The organism is Streptomyces sp. bgisy159 (genome assembly GCF_965341775.1).
Taxonomy (GTDB): Bacteria; Actinomycetota; Actinomycetes; order Streptomycetales; family Streptomycetaceae; genus Streptomyces.
Genome location: NZ_CBDQZH010000033.1, coordinates 1 through 18,648 on the forward strand (window position 1 = coordinate 1; position 18,648 = coordinate 18,648).

Genomic DNA, 18,648 nt, shown 5'->3' on the forward strand with positions numbered 1-18,648 from the left:
GCCCACCGCGACGGAACCGACCTGGATCCGGCGCGACGGGCGGCGGGCGGCGACCGAGCGGGCGGGCACCTCGGGGACGCCCAGGGGTACGGCGGTCATGGGCTCACTCCCGGTTGCCGCTGACGGTCTCGCGCATGGCCCGCAGGGACTCCTTCAGGGAGCCCATGGTGGCCAGGACCGCGGTGGGTTCGTAGCCGCAGTGCGCCATGCAGTTGGCGCAGCGCGGGTCCTTGCCGCGGCCGTACTTGTCCCAGTCGGTGTCCTCGACCAGCTCCCGGTACGTCGGCACGTACCCGTCGCTCATCAGGTAGCAGGGCCGCTGCCAGCCGAACAGCGAGTAGTTGGGGATCGCCCACGCCGTGCACGGGAAGTCGACCTTGCCCTCCAGGAAGTCCAGGAAGAGCGGGGAGTGGTTGAGCCGCCACCTTCTGCGGTTGCCGCCCCCGAAGGCCTTCTTGAACAGCTCCCGGGTCTGCTCGACACCGAGGAAGTGCTCCTGGTCGGGGGCCTTCTCGTAGGCGTAGGCGGGCGAGATCATCATCTCGTCGACCTTGAGGTCGTCGTTGAGGAAGTTGAGCACCTCCACGACGGTCTGCGGGGTGTCGGTGTTGAAGAACGTGGAGTTGGTGGTCACCCGGAAGCCGCGCCGCTTGGCCTCCTTGATGGCCGCCACCGCCTCGTCGAAGACGCCCTCCTTCGCCACCGACTCGTCGTGCCGCTCGCGCAGCCCGTCGATGTGCACGGCGAAGGCGAAGTACGGGGAGGGCGTGAACCTGTCCATCTTCTTGCGCAGCAGCATGGCGTTGGTGCACAGGAAGACGTACTTGCGGCGGGCCACCAACTGGCGCACGATCTCGTCGATCTGAGGGTGCATCAGCGGCTCACCGCCGGCGATGGACACCATCGGCGCCCCGGACTCCAGCACCGCGCCGACGGCCTGCGCCACCGGCATGCGCTGCTTCAGCACCCCCGCAGGGTGCTGGATCTTGCCGCATCCCTCGCACTTGAGGTTGCAGGCGAACAGCGGTTCCAGCTCGACGATCAGCGGGAACTTGTCACGCCTGCGCAGCTTCTGTTCGGCCAAGTAAGTAGCGACCTTGATGGACTGACGCAGCGGCATGGCCATCGGGCTCACCTCCTGGGGAGCAGCACATTACGGTGCCATTCAAAGAAAGTAGGCAGAACGGAACGGAGAACGCGGAAGGCTGATATTCCACCGCGCAGTGTGCCGATCCGGACGAGTTCATGTTCTGGAGCGTCCACGACCACCCGGACGGCCGCAACGGGGCGCCCGCCGGCCCGGACGGCGCTCAGGAGCGTCGCCGCCGACTCCATGTCCACGGCGATCGCGCCGGTGGCGAGCAGATCGGAGCGCTCCGGTCCGCGCACCACATGGTCGGATCCGGTGAGCGGACCGGTGTGGACGGTGCGACCGGGCAGGGTGCGCGCGAGCTCCTTGACGAGCAGTTCGGTGCCGGCGCAGGGCACCGTGGCGCGCGGATCCCGGGTCTCCTCGGCGACGACCAGGTCGCCGGGGTGCATGCCGGGGGCGAGGCCCGCGCAGAAGCCGGTGGCCAGCACGGCCGCCCCGGCCAGCTCCGGGCCGGCCAGGAGCCGGGTGACGGAGCGTTCGGCCGCCTTCGGCCCCATGCCGGTGCGCAGCACGGTGACGGGCCCGGCGGCCCCGTCGCGGTCACCGGTGCGCAGGGCGAGGTGCTCGATGCCGAGCGCGCAGGCGATCAGCAGCGGCGGGACCGGAGCGGGCCGCGGGTTCATCAGCTTGCCTCGGCCCGGGCGGCTGCCGGGTCGTCCGCGGCCCGTTCGGCGGGGCGCCGCAGGACCGCGGGCTCCCCGTGCACGTACCGGCCGAGCGCGGTGAGCGGGAAGACCTGCCGGTAGAGGTGGTAGTTGATGGAGAAGTCCCACGGGAAGCCGGTGCCGGTGAAGTAGGGCTCGTCCCAGGTGCCGTCCTCGCGTTGGGTCTCGGCCAGCCACTCGACGCCGCGCTCGACGGACTTGGCGTCGCGCTCCCCCGCCGCCAGCAGGGCCATCAGCGCCCACGCCGTCTGGGACGCGGTGGAGGCGCCGGTTCCGCTCCACTTGGTGGAGTCCCGGTAGGAGCGCAGGTCCTCGCCCCAGCCGCCGTCGTCGTTCTGCACCCGCTCCAGCCAGGCCACCGCCCGCCGGATCGCGGGATGCTCGACGGGCAGTCCGGCGGCGGTCAGGGCGGGCACCACCGACCCGGTGCCGTAGACGTAGTTGACGCCCCAGCGGCCGAACCACGAGCCGTCCTGCTCCTGCTCGGCGAGCAGCCAGTCGATGCCCCGCCGGGTGCGCGGGTCGTGGGCGTAGCCCTCGACGGCGAGCATCTCCACGACGTGCGCGGTGACATCGGCCGACGGGGGGTCGATGACCTCGCCGAAGTCGCAGAACGGCAGCCGGTTGGGGAACGGGCTGGTGTTGTCGACGTCGAACGCGCCCCAGGCGCCGTTCCTGGACTGCATGCCGAGGTTCCAGCGCACCCCGCGCGCGATGGCGTTGTCCAGCCGCCGCGGGTCGTGGTGGCGGACCCGGCGCAGGGCGAGGACGACCTCGGCGGTGTCGTCGATGTCGGGGTAGTTGTCGTTGTGGAACTCGAACGCCCAGCCGCCGGGCGGCAGTCCGGGGCGCCGCACGGACCAGTCGCCGGGCCGGACGATCTGCTCACCGAGCATCCAGTCGGCGGCCTTGACCAGTTGCGGGTGGTCGGCGGGGACGCCGGCGTCGGCCAGCGCGATGGTGGCGAGACAGGTGTCCCACACCGGCGACTGGCAGGCCTCGACCATGCGGGCGCCGTCCTCGCGCCAGACGGTGTAGCGGTCCAGGGACTCCAGTCCGGCCCGCATCACGGGGTGTTCGAGGTCGTAGCCGAGCAGGTGGAGGGCGATGATCGAGTACACCGCCGGGGGCTGGATCCCGCCCCAGCAGCCGTCGTTCTCCTGCCGCTCGACGATCCAGCGGGCGGCGGAGTTCAGCGCCGCTCTGCGCAGGGATCGCAGCGCCACGTTGCGGTAGCCGCGGACCACCTTGTCGAGCCGCTGGAACAGGCCGTCCCAGGTGAACAGGGGGGCCGGCGGCCGGGGCGGGTTGGGGTTGCCGGGGTCGGTGTGCAGTTCGTCGAGCGCGAAGGGCGCCGGGCGCACCGGCCGTTTCGCGGAGACGACGGTCAGCGGCACGATGGTCTGCCGGGCCCAGCAGCCGAAGTTGTAGATGCTGAGCGGGAACCACTTGGGGAAGTAGACGAGCTCCGGGGGGAGTTCGGGCAGGTCCTCCCACTTCCACCAGCCGAACAGGGCGAGCCAGATCCGGGTGAAGACGCGGGTGGCGGCGATGCCGCCCCGGGCGCGGATCCAGGCGGCCGCGCGGGCCATGTGGGGGTCGTCGGGGGCGTCCCCGGCCAGCCGCAGGGCGACGTACGCCTCGACGGTGGCGGACAGGTCGCCCGGTCCGCCGTAGAAGGTGGCCCAGGTTCCGTCCTCGCGCTGCTCGCCGCGGATGAAGAGCGCGGCCGCCCGGGTCGTCGGCTCGTCCCGCACCCCGAGGAACTGACGGAGCATCAGATCCTCGGCGTCCATGCTGACGTTGGTCTCCAGGTCGCCCTTCCACCAGCCCTGGGCGTCCTGCCGGGAGAGCAGCTGGTCGGTCGCGCGGGTCATCGCGCGCCGGGCGGCTTCCTGGACCCCGGCCGCCTCGGGGGTGGTGATGTCGGTGTCGCTGGCCGAGGCAGCGCGGGGCGGGAGTGCCCCGGTGCTTCCGTCGGTCGTCGCTGTCATGGCTTCCCCTTCGTGCAGTCGTGCGAGTCGTGCTGCTGTGGGTCCGCCGTCGGCCGGTGCGGTGTTGTCGTCCCGCGGCACCGGCCGGCGACTACGCGAGGGTTATTCGACCGATAGTGATCATCTCTTTCGTACGACGACGAAGTCGGCGAGCGCCGTGAATCCGGCCCGCACCTGCTCGGGCATGTCGACGGCGTCGAGGGCTTCGATGGCGATGGCGTGCTGACGGCGCGCTTCCTCGGCGGTCCACTCGCGGCCGCCGGCCTCCTCGATCAGTCGCGCCCGGGCCGCGAACTCCTCCTCCGAGAAGTCCTCGGCGGCACTGCTCCCGGCGTCGGCGGCGAGCATCTCGCCGAGCCGCTCGGAGGCCGGCCCGCCCGCGGCCAGCGCGGCCACCACCGGCAGGGACTTCTTGCGCTGGCGCAGGTCGCTCCAGGTCTGCTTGCCCGTGGCCACCGGGTCGCCCCAGATACCGAGGAGGTCGTCGACGGCCTGGAAGGCCAGGCCGAGGTGGTGGCCGTAACGCTCCAGCGTGTCGGCCGTGCGCACGTCGGCACCGCCGAGCACCGCGCCGATGGAGCTGGCGCAGGCGAGCAGGGCACCGGTCTTGTTGCCCTCCATCTCCAGGCACTCCTCGACGGTGACGCGGTCGCGGTGCTCGTAGGAGATGTCCTGGGCCTGGCCGTCGATCAGGGCGCGGGTGGCGGTGGTCAGCCTGCGCGCGGCGCGGGCGGCCTCGGCGGACCCCAGTTCCAGCAGTACTTCGTTCGCGAGGGCGAACAGGGCGTCGCCGACCAGGATCGCCTGGGCGGGGCCGTGCACCTTCCACACCGTGTCGCGGTGGCGGCGCTGCTCGTCGCCGTCCATCAGGTCGTCGTGCAGGAGGGAGAAATTGTGGACCAGTTCGACGGCGACCGCGCCGGGCACGCCGGTCTCCGGGGCCGCCCCGGTGACCTCGGCGGACAGCACGGCGAGAGCCGGGCGGACGGCCTTGCCGCCGTCGCCGGACGTCGGGTGGCCCTGGGCGTCGATCCATCCGAAGTGGTAGGCGGCGACCGTGTCCATGGGAGGGGCCAGTCGGTCGACCGCCGCCCGCAGCACCGGCGTGGCCAGGGTCCGGGCCCGCTCCAGGAGCGCGGACACGTCCACCGCGGTCCTTCGAGCGGCCGTGGAGGCCGGGGGCACAGTGGGCACAGTTTCTCCTCTTGTTGCGGTACCGGAGGTGCGGGGGTCGGTCCCGCGCAGATCGGTCCTCACGCCGCCTCCCCGAAGAAGTCCGGGAGTCGGTCGCAGGACCGGCCCAGGGCGCCGAGGGCGGCCTCGGCCGCGCTCACACCGCTGCGGACCGCACTCTCCATCGTCGCGGGCCACCCGGTGGAGGTCCACGATCCGGCCAGGTACAGGCCGGGGGCCTTGGTGCGGGCGCCGGGCCTGAGCCGTCCGACGCCGGGGGCGGGAGCGAACGTCGCCGTCCTCTCCCGGGTCACGAAGAAGTCCGTCACCTCGGCGCCGCGCGCCGCGGGCAGCAGCCGCCGCAGTTCGGGCAGATAGCGCTCGCGCAACACGGCGACCGGCGCGTCGATCTCGTCCCGCGCGGCCGACTGCGACAGCGCCAGGTACTGGCCCGCCCGTCGCCCGCCGTCCAGCAGGCCCGCGGCGTCGGTGCGGTCGAACACCCACTGCACGGGCGTGCCGAGCGCGGCGAGGAAGGGGGCGTCGAGCACCTTGCGGTCGTAGACGACGTGCACGTTGAGGATCGGCGCGGTGCCGATCTCCAGCAGCCGTTCGGGGGCGTCGAGCGCCCCCTGCGGCAGCAGGTCGTGCGCCTCCCGCTGGGGCACGGCCAGCACCACGGCGTCGGCGTGCAGGGTCTCGCCGGGAACCTGAACGCTCCAGCGCCCGTTTCCGTGAAGGGAGAGGGAGGTGACGCGTGTACGGGTCTCGGTGCGTACGCCCGCGGAGTCGAGCGCCTTGCGGGCCAGCCGGTCGTGCAGTTCGCCCAGCGGGACGCGCGCCCAGCCGATGTCGGCGGCGCCCGGGTCGGACAGCAGGCCGGTCTTGAACACCATCGCGGCGAGCGCCAGCGACGCGTCGCCCGCGACCGCGTTGAGCGTGGCGACCCCGACCAGGTCCCACAGGACGCGCACGGCGCGCGCCGACTGGCCGTGCGCGGCCAGCCAGCTGCCGAAGTCCTGGGTGTCCAGGGCCGGATCGGCGAGGTCGAGGCCCTGGAGCGCGAGCGCGGCCCGGCCCACCCTGGCGCGTTCGGCGAGCGAGAGGTGCGGGTAGGTGGCGAGGCTGCGCCCGAGGTGGAGCGGCACGGGCAGCGGGTCGCGGCGCAGCCGGCCGAGCCGCCGCCCCTCGGGGCGGGTGACGTCGACGACGGGCACGTCGAGACGATCCTGCAGGGGCGCCAGCGCACTGCCGTCGATGCGGTCGAGGAACCAGCGGTAGGCGGTGCAGCAGCGCAGGTAGACGTGCTGGCCGTTGTCGACGGTGAGGTCGCCGCGGCGGAAGGAGAAGGCGAGGCCGCCGAGCCTCGGCCTGCCCTCCAGCAGGGTGACGCGGACGCCCGCGTCGGCGAGGGCGAGCGCCGCGGTGATGCCGGCGAGCCCGCCGCCGACCACGACGGCGTGCCGTCCGGGACCCGGCGGTGCGTCCGCCGGCCGCGTGCCGTCGCTCATCGTGGTTCCTCCCCTGCGCGCCCGCCGTGGTGCTTGAACTCTGCACGACCGGTGGTCGCCTTCAGGGACGCCGCGCCGTGGCGGAGGGTTGCGTGCCGCTTCCCGCCGCCGTCACCGCCCTGGCCGGCCGCGTCGCCGGTGGCGTCCATCAGCCCCGCCTCCTCAGGGCCTGCCGGGACACATGACGGGTGTCCAGACCGGACAGCCCGCGCACGGCGACGTACGCCTTCTCCCGGCCGGGCAGCGAGACCCGGCCGCGCAGCACGGCCTGCGGGTCGCGTTCGATGCGGTCCAGCAGCCGGCGGTAGATACCGGCCATGGCGGCGACGCAGGCACCGCTGCGCCGGTCGAGCAGCGGCAGCAGCCGGTAGCCCTCGGCGAACAGGGCGCGGGCCCGCCGCACCTCGAAGTGGACCAGACCCGCGAAGTCTGAGCCCTCCGGCGGGGTCGGCCCGTCGAACCCGGCCGAGCAGCCGAACTTGGCGAGGTCGTCGGCGGGCAGGTACGTCCGGCCGCCGCCCGCGTCCTCGCGTACGTCCCGCAGGATGTTGGTCAGTTGCAGGGCGAGCCCGAGGGTGTCGGCGTACTCGGGTGCGCGCTCGGCGCCGCGCGCGCCGGGTTCGGTGCCGAACACGCCGAGGGAGAGGCGCCCGATGGCCCCGGCCACACAGCGGCAGTAGGCCTTCAGGTCGTCCCAGGTCTCGTAGGTCTCGCCGCGGACGTCCATCAGCACGCCGTCGATCAGCTCGTCGAGGCCGCCCAGCGGGACGGGGAAGGCGCGGGCGGCGTGGGCGAGGGCGACCGCGACGGGGTCGGTGTCGTCCTCGTCGACGGCACCGGCGCGCACCCGGGCGAGCAGTCCCCGGGTGTCCTCCAGCCGTGCGATCTTGACGTCGTCGGCCAGCGCGCCGTCGCCGATGTCGTCGACGCGCCGGGAGAAGGCGTACAGCGCCGACATGGCACGGCGCTTGGGCGCCGGCAGCAGCCTGATGCCGTAGGCGAAGTTTCGGGCCTGCTGCCCGGTCACGGTCTCGCAGTAGCTGTAGGCGGCGAGTACCGGTGCGGACGCGTGTGGCCAGGACTCCACGGTCCGGATCACCCCTCTCCTCGCAGAGTCACGCCCACCTCGCGCAGCAGCCGGAGCTTGCCTGGCTTGGGCGGGCCGGGAAGGACGTCGTATCGGGCGGCGGCGATCGCCTGGATCGCCGCCCTTCCCCCCGCCACGAACCCCGCGAGCAGCAGCCTCAGCCTGCCGGTGACGCTACCCACCAGGGGGGCACCTTCATTCAGGAGATCGCGGGCGCGTTCGGCTTCGAAGGCGACCAGGGCGCGCACCGACGCGCCCGCGGTCCCCGTGGCGAGATCCGCCTCCTGGACGTGAAAGCGTTTCATGTCCTCGGCGGGCAGGTAGATGCGGTCGCGGCCGAGGTCCTCGGACACGTCCTGGAGGTGTTCGACGATCTGCAGCGCGGTGCAGACCTCGTCGGAGCGGCGGATCCGCTCGGGACTGGCGGTGCCGGTGACGGCGAGGACGAGGCGGCCGACGGGGTTGGCGGACAGCTCGCAGTAGGCGAGCAGGTCGTCGAAGGTCTCGTACCGGCCGACCAGCTGGTCCTGGCGGTTGGCGGCGATCAGTCCGAGGAAGGGCTCGGGGGTGAGCGAGCGGCGGCGGACGGTGGGCTGCAGCCGGCGCAGCAGGGGGTGGCGCGGGGTGCCCTCGAAGACCCGGCGCAGATCGGCCTCGAAGGCGTCGAGCAGCACCAGCCGGTCGTCGGCCTCCGCGGCCGACACGCCGAGCAGCTGGGCGTCGGCGCCGCCGGGGGCGAGGTCGCCGTCACCGATGTCGTCGACGAGGCGGGCGAAGCCGTAGACGGCCATGAGGTCGGCCCGCCAGTCCCGGGGCAGGAAGAAGGGGGCCACGGGGAAGTTCTCGTGGGCGGCCTTGTCCAGCGTGGAGCGCGTGTCGCGCTCGGGGTCGCCGGTGTACGGCGAGGTGGTGCGCGTCATCGCGCGCTGCCCGCGGCAGGGACGGCGCATGCTGCGTTGAGCTGGGGAGTTTCCGTAGCCATTGCCGTCACATCTCCCGTTCTACACTGCGGACCCAATGCACACTATTTCGGACACGCCGCCCGACCGCTCGCGCGCAGCCCTGACCGGGGGTGTCGCGCATTATCGCCCCACTTGGCGCGTTTCGGGACCGGTACAGCTTACGTTGTACAGCGCGGCCCGGGTCCGCCGGGTGTCCCGGACATCACAACAACACACCGATTGCCGTCAAGCTTCCTGACACGACGGGGAGTTGACGTTTCCTTTGCAGACGCGGGGCCCCGCCGGACGGTCTCGGCGGGGCCCCGGTGCCACAACGTCGCGGCGGGCTCGGCGGGCTACCGGCCCGTGAACTTCTCGTACTCCCGGATGACCTCGTCGGTCGGTCCGTCCAGGCGCAGCACGCCGTGTTCCAGCCACAGCACCCGGTCGCAGGTGTCCCGGATGGACTTGTTGCTGTGGCTGACCAGGAACACCGTACCGGCCTTCTCGCGCAGCTCGCGGATGCGCGCCTCGGAGCGCACCTGGAACTTGCGGTCACCGGTGGCCAGCGCCTCGTCGATCATCAGGACGTCGTGGTCCTTGGCGGCGGCGATGGAGAAGCGCAGGCGGGCCTGCATGCCGGAGGAATACGTGCGCATCGGCAGCGAGATGAAGTCGCCCTTCTCGTTGATGCCGGAGAAGTCGACGATGTCCTGGTAGCGCTCCCTGATCTGCTCCCGGGACATGCCCATCGCCAGACCGCCGAGGATGACGTTGCGCTCGCCGGTCAGGTCGTTCATCAGGGCCGCGTTGACCCCGAGCAGGGAGGGCTGGCCGTCGGTGTACACCTTGCCGCTCTCGGGCGGCAGCAGGCCGGCGATGGCGCGCAGCAGGGTGGACTTGCCGGAGCCGTTGGAGCCGATCAGGCCGATGGCCTGGCCCCGGTAGGCGGTGAAGGACACGCCCCGCACGGCGTGCACCTTGCGCACGCCGCGCTCCTCGCCGCGCCGCACGATACGGCTGAGGGCGGCGGTGGCGCTGCCCTTGCCGGTCTTGGCTCCGTTGACGCGGTACACGATGTGGACGTCGTCGACGATCACGGTGGGGATGCGACGCTCGGACCCGAAGTCAGCCACGGCCGTACCTCTCCTCCGCCTGCCAGAAGTACACGAACCCGCCGACCGCGAAGAGCACGGCCCAGCCGAGGGCCACGGCCCAGACGTGGGCGGGGAGGTTCTCGGAGCCGTAGCCGTCGATGAGCGCGAAGCGCATCAGGTCCATGTAGACGGCGGCCGGGTTCCACTGCAGGACGTCCGCGATCCACTGCGGCTTGTCCTTCAGCATCACCGGGATGGAGAACATCACGCCGGAGGCGTACATCCAGGTGCGCATCACGAACGGCATGAGCTGCGCGAGGTCGGGGGTCCTGGCCCCGGCGCGGGCGAAGATCAGCGCCAGGCCGGTGTTGAAGAGGAACTGCAGGACCAGCACTGGGAGGGCCAGGGCCCAGGAGCCGTCCGGATAGCTGCCGAAGCCGATCACGATGACGATCAGCACGATCATCGAGTACAGCAGCTGCTGGAGCTGCTGCAGGGCGAAGGAGACGGGCAGCGCGGCGCGCGGGAAGTGCAGGGCGCGCACCAGGCCGAGGTTGCCGGAGATCGCCCGGACCCCGCTCATCACCGAGCTCTGGGTGAAGGTGAAGACGAAGATGCCGGTGACCAGGAAGGGGATGTAGACCTCCTTGTCCAGCCCCCGGTCGGCCCCCAGGATCAGGCCGAAGATCAGGAAGTACACGGCCGCGTTCAGCAGCGGCGTGGCCACCTGCCACAGCTGGCCGAGCTTGGCCTGGCTGTACTGGGCGGTCAGCTTCGCCGAGGAGAAGGCGAGGATGAAGTGGCGTCGGCCCCAGAGCCGGCCGACGTAGTCCGGCAGGGAGGGCCGGGCGCCGCTCACGGCCAGCCCGTGCTCGGCGGCGAGCTGCGCCGCGGACAGGCCCTCGTCGGGTGACGGAGGCGGGCTCACCAGAACACCGCCGTCACCGCCGTCATGGCTTCTCTCACTCACAGTGGAAACTTTCGTCTTCGGTCTGCACGGCCGGAAGGGTGCCGGGCGCACCGGGACCGCGGTACGGCCCGGGGTGCCCTCGCGGGACGAGCTTGTCAGATCACCGGGGGCCGGCCCAGTCGGGTCAGCCGCCACACCGTACGCCACTTCATGGGTCTGCGGGGCCCGCAGGGAGCGGACCAGCCCTCCCGGAAACCGCCGAACCAGGCCCGCAGCGCGGCCCCGGAGGGGCGGCGGGCCAGGGTGAGCAGCAGCCACGTCCCGAGGTAGACGGGGACCAGCGGCGCGGGCAGGTTGCGGCGGGCCAGCCAGACCCGGTTGCGCGCCACCATGCGGTGGTAGACGGCGTGCCGGGAGGGCTGGGTCGTCGGGTGGTACAGCACCATGTCGGACCGGTAGTCGATCATCCAGCCGGCGTCCAGCGCCCGCCAGGCCAGGTCGGTCTCCTCATGGGCGTAGAAGAACTCGTCCGGCAGCGCGCCGACCTCGGCGAACACCTGGGTGCGCACGGCGTTGGCGCCGCCGAGGAAGGTGGTGACCCGGGAGGAGCGCAGGGGGTCCGAGGCGCGCAGCCGGGGCACGTGGCGGCGCTGAGTGACGCCGGTGTCGGGGTCGGCGATGCGGAAGCTGACGATGCCGAGCCGCGGGTCGGCGGTGAAGGCCTGCCGGCACAGCTCCGCGGTGTCGTGGTGGGCGAGCAGGCCGTCGTCGTCCAGGAACAGCAGGATGTCGACGTCGCGGCCGCTGGGCCCGAACGCCTCGATGCCGACGTTGCGGCCGCCGGGGATGCCGAGGTTCTCCGGAAGTTCCACGGTGCGTACGCCGTCGGGCACCTCGGGCACGGGCGAGCCGTTGCCGACGACCACCACCTCGACGGGGTCGCCGTCCTGCTTGGCGACCGAGTCGATCAGGGCGCGCAGTTCGTCGGGGCGGTTGCCCATGGTGATGATCACCGCGCCGACCTTCATGCCTGTCACCTCAGCCTGCTCGAGACGAGGACGGACACCAGGTGCAGCAGGGTCTGGAGCAGCGCGATCCCGGCGAGCACGGCGGTGCCGAGGCGGGTGAAGAACAGGTCGCCGCGGTTGGCGTCCACGATCGCGAGGACCAGTATCAGCAGGGAGGCCTCGATGCCGAGGATGAGGCGGTGGAACTTCAGCGCGGCGGCGGCCCGGCGGGCCAGCGCCATGCCGGAGGAGCGCGGCTCGGCCGCGGCGTCCTTCACCGGGGCCAGCCCCGCCTGGTGGCGGGCCACGCCGACGAGGTCGGTCTCCGCCTTGATCAGGACGGCGCCCAGGGCGGCGAGGGTGCCGAGGAACGCCCACAGCCAGTCGATGCGTCCGGTTCCCCACAGGTCGGCGGCGCGCAGTCCGAGGCCGACCAGGACGGCGGCGTCGGTGAGGTAGGCTCCGACCCGGTCGAGGTAGACGCCGCTGAGCGAGTACTGGGAGCGCCAGCGCGCGATCTCCCCGTCGACGCAGTCGAGCAGCAGGTACAGCTGCACCATGACCACGCCGAGGACGGCGCCCCAGACACCGGGCACCAGCAGGGCGGGGGCGGCGAGGACGCCGCAGACCGTCATCAGGTACGTGAGCTGGTTGGGCGTGACCCGGGTGTTCACCAGGTAGCGGTCGACCCGCAGGGACACCTCGCGCATGTAGAGGCGTCCCATCCAGTGCTCGCCGCTGCGCCGGTCCTTCACCCCCGCGGGGTGGACGACCGGGCGGAGTTCAGCTACCGAGGGCCTTGACATAGTCGGCGTAGACGTCCTTGATCTGTTCGGTTGTGAGGTCGAGGTGTTCCAGGATCGTGTAGCGGCCGGGCCGGGTCTCGGGGGCGAACTCCACCGCCCGGACGAACTCGTCCACGGTGAAGCCGATCTCCTCCGGCAGCACCGGAAGGCCGTGCCGGCGCAGTACCTCGGCCATGTACGCCGCTTCCTCGTGCGCGCCGCGCAGGTACATCGCGAAGGCGGCGCCGAGGCCCACCTGCTCGCCGTGGGCGGCGGCCCGCTTCGGGTAGAGCAGGTCGAAGGCGTGGTTGATCTCGTGGCAGGCGCCGGAGGACGGACGGGAGTCACCCGACACGGACATGGCGATACCGGTGAGGACCAGCGCCTCGGCCAGGACCTGGAGGAAGCCGTCGTCACCGACGCCGCCCGGGTGGCGCAGCACGGCCTCGCCGGCCTGGCGGGCCATCGCGGAGGCCAGTCCGTCGATCTTCTCGCCGTTGACGCGGTTGGACAGCTCCCAGTCCGCGACCGCCGAGATGTTGGAGATCGCGTCCCCGATGCCGGAGCGCACGAACCGGACCGGGGCCTCGCGGATCACGTCGAGGTCGATGACGACCGCGATGGGGTTGGGCACGCCGTAGGAGCCGCGGCCCGCGTCGTTGTCCAGGGTGGCGACCGGGGAGCACAGGCCGTCGTGGGCGAGGTTGGTGGCGACCGCGACCAGCGGCAGGCCGACCCGGGCCGCCGCGAACTTGGCACAGTCGATGATCTTGCCGCCGCCGAGCCCCACGACCGCGTCGTGGTGGCCGGACTTCATCTCGCCGGCCAGCCGGACGGCGTCGTCGATGGTGCCGCCGTCGACCTCGTACCAGGTGGCGCCCGGCAGCGAGGGGGCGAGGCGCTCGCGCAGCCGGGCCCCGGAGCCGCCGCTGACGGCGATGGCGAGCCGGCCGGTCTGGGCGATCCGCTGGTCGGCGAGGACCCCGCCGAGGTCGTCGAGGGCACCCGGGCGGATGTCCACGACGACCGGCGACGGGATCAGCCGGGTCAGTACTGGCACGCGATCTCCCGGCCACGGGCGAGGTCGTCGTGGTTGTCGATCTCGACCCACTTGACGTCACCGATCGGGGCGACGTCGATCTTGAACCCGCGGTTGACGAGCTCCTGGTAGCCGTCCTCGTAGTACAGCTGCGGGTCACGCTCGAAGGTGGTCCGCAGGGCGTCGGCCAGCTCCGCGGCGGCGTCGCCCTCGATGAGGGTGACACCGATGTACTCGCCGGTGGCCTCGGCCGGGTCCATGAGCTTCGTGATCTTCTGGACGCCCTTGTCGGGGTCGACGACGACCTTCATCTCCTCGTCGGCGAGCTTCTTCACCGTGTCCAGCGCGAGGATGATCTTCTTGCCGTCGCCGCGGGCGGCGAGCAGCGTCCGCTCGACGGAGACCGGGTGGACGGTGTCGCCGTTGGCGAGGATCACGCCGTCCTTGAGGGCGTCACGGCCGCACCACAGGGAGTAGGCGTTGTTCCACTCCTCGGCCTTGTCGTTGTCGATCAGGGTGAGCTTCAGGCCGTACTTCTCCTCCAGGGCGGCCTGGCGTTCGTAGACGGCCTCCTTGCGGTAGCCGACGATCACGCCGACCTCCGTGAGGCCGATCTCGGCGAAGTTGCCGAGGGTGAGGTCGAGGACCGTCAGGCTGTCCTCCGCACCATCGGGCCCCACCGGTACCAGTGCCTTGGGCAGGGTGTCGGTGTAGGGGCGCAGACGCCGTCCGGCGCCGGCCGCCAGCACGAGGCCGATCATGCGGGTTCTCCTTCATCGTGTACGGCTGGGGCGCCGGCCCGGTGGGCGGCGACCCAGAAGCGGATGCTCTCGGCGAGCACCACGAGGGCGACGGCCACGGCCAGAACGGTGAGCGCGGCCGTGAACCGCTGAGCGGTGAGCAGAGCGGCGAGGACGGTGACGAGCAGCGTCCGCCCTTCCTGCCCCCCGATGGCGCGCACCAGCCAGGCCGGTGGCGCTCCGGCGTCACCGCGGATGCGGTACACCGTGTCGTAGTGATGGTAGGCGACGGCGGCCACCAGCCCGAAAGCCGCGGGCAGCGCTCCGTTCACGTCCGCGTGGGCCGCGAGCAACAGGATCGTCGTGTACTCCGCGGTACGGAAGAGGGGCGGGACGAGCCAGTCGAGGCGGCCCCCCAGCGGCCGGGCGACGGCCGCGCCGGACAGCAGGGCGTAGACCAGGGCGCCGAGGACCGCCGGCAGGCCGGGCCCGTCGAGCGCGGCCACGAGCAGCAGCAGGACGGTGCCGGCGAAGGCGAGGGGCAGCGGGCCGGCGAACGGCGTGCGCGGCAGGACGCGGGCGGCCTGCCCGGCCAGGGGCCCGCTGTCGGCCAGGTCCACGAGGGCCCGGACGGCCCGGTCCGTACGCGGTGCCGTGCGCCGCAGCGAGCGCAGCACCCGCCCGGCGGTGGTGTACAGCGTGGCGAAGGCGCAGCCGGCGAGCAGCGCGTAGAAGGTGATGCGGGGTGTCGCCACCGCGGTGAGGAGGGCGATCATGGCCCAGCGTTCGCCGATGGGCAGGACGATCACCCGGCGGACCCAGACCGTCCAGCCCGCGCTGTCCAGCTTGTCGGAGAGGGCGGCGGTGGCCGTCGGGTCTCCGGTGTTGGCCTCGTGGAAGGCGAAGTCGACCATGTGCCGCACGGTCTGCAGGATCATCGCGGCGAGCGCGAGAGCCCACACGTCGTCGCCGTCGCGGGCCGCGCCGAGCGCGAGTCCGGCGAAGAAGGCGTACTCCTTGGCCCGGTCGAAGGTGGCGTCCAGCCAGGCGCCGAGCGTGGAGTACCGCAGCGCGTAGCGGGCCAGCTGGCCGTCGGTGCAGTCGAGGACGAAGGAGAGGAGCAGCAGGACGCCGGCGGCGACGTACCCGGCGCGGGTGCCGGTGGCCGCGCTGCCGGCCGCGATCAGGGCGGTGAGCAGGGAGGCGGTGGTGACCTGGTTGGGGGTCAGACCGCGCCGGGCGCACCAGCGGGCCAGATAGCGCGAGTAGGGGCTGACGCAGTAGGTGGTGAACAGGCCGTCGCCGGACTTCACGGCCGACTTCAGGCGTACGGCCTCGTCGTCGACGGCGGCGACCGCCTGCCGTGCCTCGTTGCGGGCCTGGGGGTCGTCGGGGACGACGGCGACGAGGCTGCCGAGCCGGGGCCGGTACACCTCGGCGCCGTCGGCGTCGAGAGCGGTGACGACCTGGTCGGCCAGGCTGTCGACGGCCAGCGCGGTGCCCCCGCCGGTGGTGGCGGTGGCGTCCAGCGCGCGGCCGAGGGCCGGCCGGGCGGACGGCTGGGCGGTGACGGCGCCGGGGATGGCGGCGAGCGGGAAGCGCGGGTCGACGAGCCCGAGGCGCAGGGCGTGCAGGTGGCCGACGAAGCGGGCGTCGACGAGGGCGACCCGTTCCTCACCCGGTACGGCGGCCAGCAGCTCCCGCGCGTCGGCCGGGTCGGCTGCGGCGCGGACCTCGAAGCCCAGGCCGCGCAGGTCCGACTCGATCGACGATCCGGGGACCGGCTGACCGGTGAGGATGGCGGTCGGCAACCGAACTCACTCCCTGGGATCCCGGCGCGGGCGCCGGTCGACTGCATGGCGGGGCGCCGCTGGGCGGCTCCCGGCGGGCGGCATGTCGGCTGAGGCTATCGGATCGCCGGAACCCCTCGTTCACCGGCTGTTCAGGCCGGTTCAAGGGCGTCGGCACCGCGCTTCGCCGCGATCATCATCGGGGATCGGCGGCCTCCCTCACAAACCGCGGGCCCCGGGCAGCGCTCCCTCGCGCGGGGGACGGGCGCGCCCGCGCGCGAGGAGGCGCCGGCCGGGGGTGCGCGACCCGCCTGACCTGCGGTTGGTTTACGCAGGTCAGGGCATATGACAACGGTGTTCAGTGCCGCGTTGCCGGGTACCCCCCGCCCGTAGTTGACTGGGCTGCCGGACCAGGCGTCGGATGATCTCAGGAGGGCGGCTTCGCATGGGGGCTGGGCACGACCACGGGCACACGCACGGGCCGCCCGCCGGGACGGCGACGGCCGCCTACCGGGGCACCCTGCGGATAGCTCTCGGCATCACGCTGACCGTGATGGTCGTCGAGATCGTCGGCGGGGTGCTCGCGGACTCCCTGGCACTGATCGCGGACGCCGCGCACATGGCGACCGACGCGCTGGGCCTGGGCATGGCCCTGCTGGCCGTCCACTTCGCGGCGCGGCCGGCGAGCGCCAACCGCACCTTCGGGTTCGCCCGCGCGGAGATCCTCGCCGCGCTCGCCAACTGCCTGCTGCTGCTCGGGGTCGGCGGGTACGTGCTGTACGAGGCGGTGCAACGGTTCTTCACGCCGGCCGGCACCGAGGGCGGGCTGATGATCGTGTTCGGCGCGATCGGCCTGGTGGCGAACATGATCTCGCTGAGCCTGCTGATGCGCGGGCAGCGGGAGAGCCTGAATGTGCGGGGGGCTTTCCTGGAGGTGGCGGCGGACGCCCTGGGTTCGGTCGCGGTGATGGTCTCGGCGCTGATCATCATGACCACCGGCTGGCAGGCCGCCGACCCGATCGCCTCCCTGGTCATCGGCCTGATGATCGTGCCGCGCACCGTACGGCTGCTGCGCGAGACGCTGGACGTGCTGCTGGAGGCGGCGCCGAAGGACGTGGACATGGAGGAGGTGCGGTCGCACATCCTGGACCTGGACGGGGTGGAGGACGTGCACGATCTGCACGCCTGGACGATCACCTCCGGGATGCCGGTGCTCTCCGCGCACGTCGTGGTGCGCTCGGACGTGCTGAGCGCGATCGGCCACGAGAAGATGCTGCACGAGTTGCAGGGGTGTCTGGGCGATCACTTCGACGTGGAGCACTGCACCTTCCAGCTGGAGCCGGGCGGCCACGCGGAGCACGAGGCGCGGCTCTGCTTCTAGGGAGCTCCGGTGCACCGCCCCGCGGGGCGGTGCACCGTCCGCCGCGCCGGGCAAGATCACACACCGGGCCCCCTTCCGTTGCCGTGTAGCGCCGGAAGTGCCGTGTGCGTGCGGCAGACTGGGGTCGCCAGGACCGATGCTAAGGATGGGTATGCCGATCACACCTGCCGCCGCGACGCACACCTCGTCGAACGGCACCGCGGACGCGATTTTGCTGGAACTGGTCGACGAGGACGGCGTGACGATCGGGACCGCCGAGAAGCTCACCGCCCATCAGCCGCCGGGGCAGCTGCACCGGGCCTTCTCGGTGTTCCTCTTCGACGAGCGGGGCCGGCTGCTGCTGCAGCAGCGGGCGCTGGGCAAGTACCACTCCCCCGGCGTGTGGTCCAACACCTGCTGCGGTCACCCGTACCCGGGCGAGGCCCCGTTCGCCGCGGCCGCCCGGCGGACCTTCGAGGAGCTGGGTGCCTCCCCGGCCCTGCTGGCCGAAGCGGGCACGGTGCGCTACAACCACCCGGACCCGGACTCGGGCCTAGTGGAGCAGGAGTACAACCACCTCTTCGTCGGGCTGGTGCGCACCCCGCTGCGGCCGGACCCGGAGGAGGTCGGCGGGACGGCCTTCGTGACGGCCGCCGAGCTGGCGGAGCGGCACGCGAAGGACCCCTTCTCCTCCTGGTTCATGACCGTGCTGGACGCGGCCCGGCCCGCGATCCGGGAACTGACGGGGGACACCGCGGGCTGGTGAGCCCGGTCAGGGGACCCGGGCGGGGACCAGCGGCAGGGCGGCCCAGATGACCTTCCCGCCGCTCGCCGTGTGCTCGACGTCGCACACCCCGCCCGCCTCCCGGGTGATCTCACGCACCAGGAGCAGTCCCCGGCCGCCGGTCGCGCTGTGCGGGTTCTCCAGGGCGGTGGGCCGGTAGGGGTGGTTGTCCTCGACCGAGACCCGCACCCACTCGGCCCCGACGGCCACCTCCACCGCCAGCGTCGGCGACAGCAGCGCCGCGTGCCTGACGGCGTTGGTCACCAGCTCCGAGACGATGAGCAGCAGCCCCTGTTCCACGTCGTCCGTGGTGGGGACGCCCTGCCGGCGCAGCAGGTCCCGCACGGCGTGCCGGGCCTGCGGGACCGAGGCCTCCACAGCGGGGGCGGTGAACCGCCAGACGCCCTCGTAGGGCAGGGTCGGCGGCGCCGGTACCGCGAGGGGGTCGTGCGGTGTCTCCGCGCCGCCGTCTGGGCGTGGGCCGGGCCCGCGCCCGTGATCGTCCATGGTCCGGTCGCCACCCTTGCGCTCGATTGTCGCCACGCGTCGAGTGTTGGCACCGGGGCGCGCGACACCACCTGACTGAACACAAGTCAGCGCCTTTCGGCCGCT

Annotated in this window: 18 protein-coding genes; 2 read left to right on the forward strand and 16 right to left on the reverse strand. The window is 72.4% G+C overall.

The window, feature by feature from the left end:
• Positions 1-103: 103 nt before the first annotated feature.
• The 15 genes from hpnH to ACSLTV_RS26320 all read right to left on the reverse strand — a co-directional run bounded on the left by hpnH (position 104) and on the right by ACSLTV_RS26320 (position 15,913).
• On the reverse strand, positions 104-1,126 hold the full coding sequence (hpnH, locus tag ACSLTV_RS26250) for an adenosyl-hopene transferase HpnH (RefSeq protein ID WP_435612999.1): 1,023 nt from the start codon (positions 1,124-1,126) through the stop codon (positions 104-106).
• Between the two features lie 5 nt (positions 1,127-1,131).
• Positions 1,132-1,776: a phosphorylase family protein gene (locus tag ACSLTV_RS26255; protein ID WP_432138749.1), complete on the reverse strand. Its 645-nt coding sequence runs from the start codon at positions 1,774-1,776 to the stop codon at positions 1,132-1,134.
• Complete coding sequence (shc, locus tag ACSLTV_RS26260) at positions 1,776-3,812, reverse strand: squalene--hopene cyclase (protein ID WP_432138750.1); 2,037 nt, start codon at positions 3,810-3,812, stop codon at positions 1,776-1,778. Before shc ends, ACSLTV_RS26255 begins: the two co-directional genes overlap by 1 nt.
• Positions 3,813-3,932: 120 nt before the next feature.
• On the reverse strand, positions 3,933-5,069 hold the full coding sequence (locus tag ACSLTV_RS26265) for a polyprenyl synthetase family protein (protein ID WP_432138751.1): 1,137 nt from the start codon (positions 5,067-5,069) through the stop codon (positions 3,933-3,935).
• Positions 5,066-6,496 (reverse strand): hydroxysqualene dehydroxylase HpnE, encoded by a 1,431-nt coding sequence (gene hpnE, locus ACSLTV_RS26270; RefSeq protein ID WP_435613000.1) that lies wholly within the window; start codon positions 6,494-6,496, stop codon positions 5,066-5,068. The genes ACSLTV_RS26265 and hpnE overlap by 4 nt, the downstream gene beginning before the upstream one ends.
• Positions 6,493-6,645, reverse strand: a complete 153-nt coding sequence (locus ACSLTV_RS26275; RefSeq protein ID WP_432138753.1) for a DUF6380 family protein — start codon at positions 6,643-6,645, stop codon at positions 6,493-6,495. The genes hpnE and ACSLTV_RS26275 overlap by 4 nt, the downstream gene beginning before the upstream one ends.
• A complete protein-coding gene (gene hpnD / locus ACSLTV_RS26280) occupies positions 6,645-7,595 on the reverse strand; it encodes a presqualene diphosphate synthase HpnD (protein ID WP_432138754.1) in 951 nt (316 codons plus the stop codon). The genes ACSLTV_RS26275 and hpnD overlap by 1 nt, the downstream gene beginning before the upstream one ends.
• Positions 7,592-8,503, reverse strand: coding sequence for a squalene synthase HpnC (gene hpnC, locus ACSLTV_RS26285; protein ID WP_435613001.1), 912 nt, complete (start codon positions 8,501-8,503; stop codon positions 7,592-7,594). The genes hpnD and hpnC overlap by 4 nt, the downstream gene beginning before the upstream one ends.
• A 377-nt stretch (positions 8,504-8,880) precedes the next feature.
• Entirely contained in the window at positions 8,881-9,660 is a 780-nt protein-coding gene (locus tag ACSLTV_RS26290; protein ID WP_432138756.1) for an ABC transporter ATP-binding protein, read from the reverse strand.
• Positions 9,653-10,552 (reverse strand): ABC transporter permease, encoded by a 900-nt coding sequence (locus tag ACSLTV_RS26295; protein WP_432138809.1) that lies wholly within the window; start codon positions 10,550-10,552, stop codon positions 9,653-9,655. Before ACSLTV_RS26295 ends, ACSLTV_RS26290 begins: the two co-directional genes overlap by 8 nt.
• A gap of 134 nt (positions 10,553-10,686) precedes the next feature.
• Positions 10,687-11,559, reverse strand: a complete 873-nt coding sequence (locus ACSLTV_RS26300) for a glycosyltransferase family 2 protein (protein WP_432138757.1) — start codon at positions 11,557-11,559, stop codon at positions 10,687-10,689.
• A gap of 5 nt (positions 11,560-11,564) precedes the next feature.
• A complete protein-coding gene (locus tag ACSLTV_RS26305; RefSeq protein ID WP_432138758.1) occupies positions 11,565-12,344 on the reverse strand; it encodes a CDP-alcohol phosphatidyltransferase family protein in 780 nt (259 codons plus the stop codon).
• Positions 12,322-13,383 (reverse strand): iron-containing alcohol dehydrogenase family protein, encoded by a 1,062-nt coding sequence (locus ACSLTV_RS26310; RefSeq protein ID WP_432138759.1) that lies wholly within the window; start codon positions 13,381-13,383, stop codon positions 12,322-12,324. Before ACSLTV_RS26310 ends, ACSLTV_RS26305 begins: the two co-directional genes overlap by 23 nt.
• On the reverse strand, positions 13,371-14,123 hold the full coding sequence (locus ACSLTV_RS26315; RefSeq protein ID WP_432158476.1) for a sugar phosphate nucleotidyltransferase: 753 nt from the start codon (positions 14,121-14,123) through the stop codon (positions 13,371-13,373). The genes ACSLTV_RS26310 and ACSLTV_RS26315 overlap by 13 nt, the downstream gene beginning before the upstream one ends.
• Positions 14,120-15,913 (reverse strand): DUF5941 domain-containing protein, encoded by a 1,794-nt coding sequence (locus tag ACSLTV_RS26320; RefSeq protein WP_435613002.1) that lies wholly within the window; start codon positions 15,911-15,913, stop codon positions 14,120-14,122. Before ACSLTV_RS26320 ends, ACSLTV_RS26315 begins: the two co-directional genes overlap by 4 nt.
• A gap of 424 nt (positions 15,914-16,337) precedes the next feature.
• Between ACSLTV_RS26320 and ACSLTV_RS26325 the strand changes: the two genes are divergently transcribed.
• Both ACSLTV_RS26325 and idi read left to right on the forward strand, forming a co-directional pair.
• Positions 16,338-17,273, forward strand: a complete 936-nt coding sequence (locus tag ACSLTV_RS26325) for a cation diffusion facilitator family transporter (protein WP_432158477.1) — start codon at positions 16,338-16,340, stop codon at positions 17,271-17,273.
• A 151-nt stretch (positions 17,274-17,424) separates the two neighbouring features.
• Positions 17,425-18,018: an isopentenyl-diphosphate Delta-isomerase gene (gene idi, locus ACSLTV_RS26330; RefSeq protein ID WP_432138763.1), complete on the forward strand. Its 594-nt coding sequence runs from the start codon at positions 17,425-17,427 to the stop codon at positions 18,016-18,018.
• A 6-nt stretch (positions 18,019-18,024) separates the two neighbouring features.
• Here idi and ACSLTV_RS26335 read toward each other — a convergent pair whose 3' ends face one another.
• Positions 18,025-18,543 carry an ATP-binding protein gene (locus ACSLTV_RS26335; protein ID WP_432138810.1) on the reverse strand — a complete coding sequence of 173 codons (519 nt, stop codon included), beginning with the start codon at positions 18,541-18,543 and terminating at the stop codon, positions 18,025-18,027.
• Between the last annotated feature and the right edge of the window lie 105 nt (positions 18,544-18,648).

Excerpts from the sequence above, each read along its gene's own strand:
- hpnH (WP_435612999.1), bottom strand. The coding sequence starts at position 1,126 with ATGGCCATGCCGCTGCGTCAGTCCATCAAGGTCGCTACTTACTTGGCC.
- ACSLTV_RS26255 (WP_432138749.1), bottom strand. The coding sequence starts at position 1,776 with ATGAACCCGCGGCCCGCTCCGGTCCCGCCGCTGCTGATCGCCTGCGCG.
- shc (WP_432138750.1), bottom strand. The coding sequence starts at position 3,812 with ATGACAGCGACGACCGACGGAAGCACCGGGGCACTCCCGCCCCGCGCT.
- hpnE (WP_435613000.1), bottom strand. The coding sequence starts at position 6,496 with ATGAGCGACGGCACGCGGCCGGCGGACGCACCGCCGGGTCCCGGACGG.
- ACSLTV_RS26275 (WP_432138753.1), bottom strand. The coding sequence starts at position 6,645 with ATGGACGCCACCGGCGACGCGGCCGGCCAGGGCGGTGACGGCGGCGGG.
- hpnC (WP_435613001.1), bottom strand. The coding sequence starts at position 8,503 with ATGACGCGCACCACCTCGCCGTACACCGGCGACCCCGAGCGCGACACG.
- ACSLTV_RS26300 (WP_432138757.1), bottom strand. The coding sequence starts at position 11,559 with ATGAAGGTCGGCGCGGTGATCATCACCATGGGCAACCGCCCCGACGAA.
- ACSLTV_RS26305 (WP_432138758.1), bottom strand. The coding sequence starts at position 12,344 with ATGTCAAGGCCCTCGGTAGCTGAACTCCGCCCGGTCGTCCACCCCGCG.
- ACSLTV_RS26315 (WP_432158476.1), bottom strand. The coding sequence starts at position 14,123 with ATGATCGGCCTCGTGCTGGCGGCCGGCGCCGGACGGCGTCTGCGCCCC.
- ACSLTV_RS26325 (WP_432158477.1), top strand. The coding sequence starts at position 16,338 with ATGGGGGCTGGGCACGACCACGGGCACACGCACGGGCCGCCCGCCGGG.
- idi (WP_432138763.1), top strand. The coding sequence starts at position 17,425 with ATGCCGATCACACCTGCCGCCGCGACGCACACCTCGTCGAACGGCACC.
- ACSLTV_RS26335 (WP_432138810.1), bottom strand. The coding sequence starts at position 18,543 with ATGGACGATCACGGGCGCGGGCCCGGCCCACGCCCAGACGGCGGCGCG.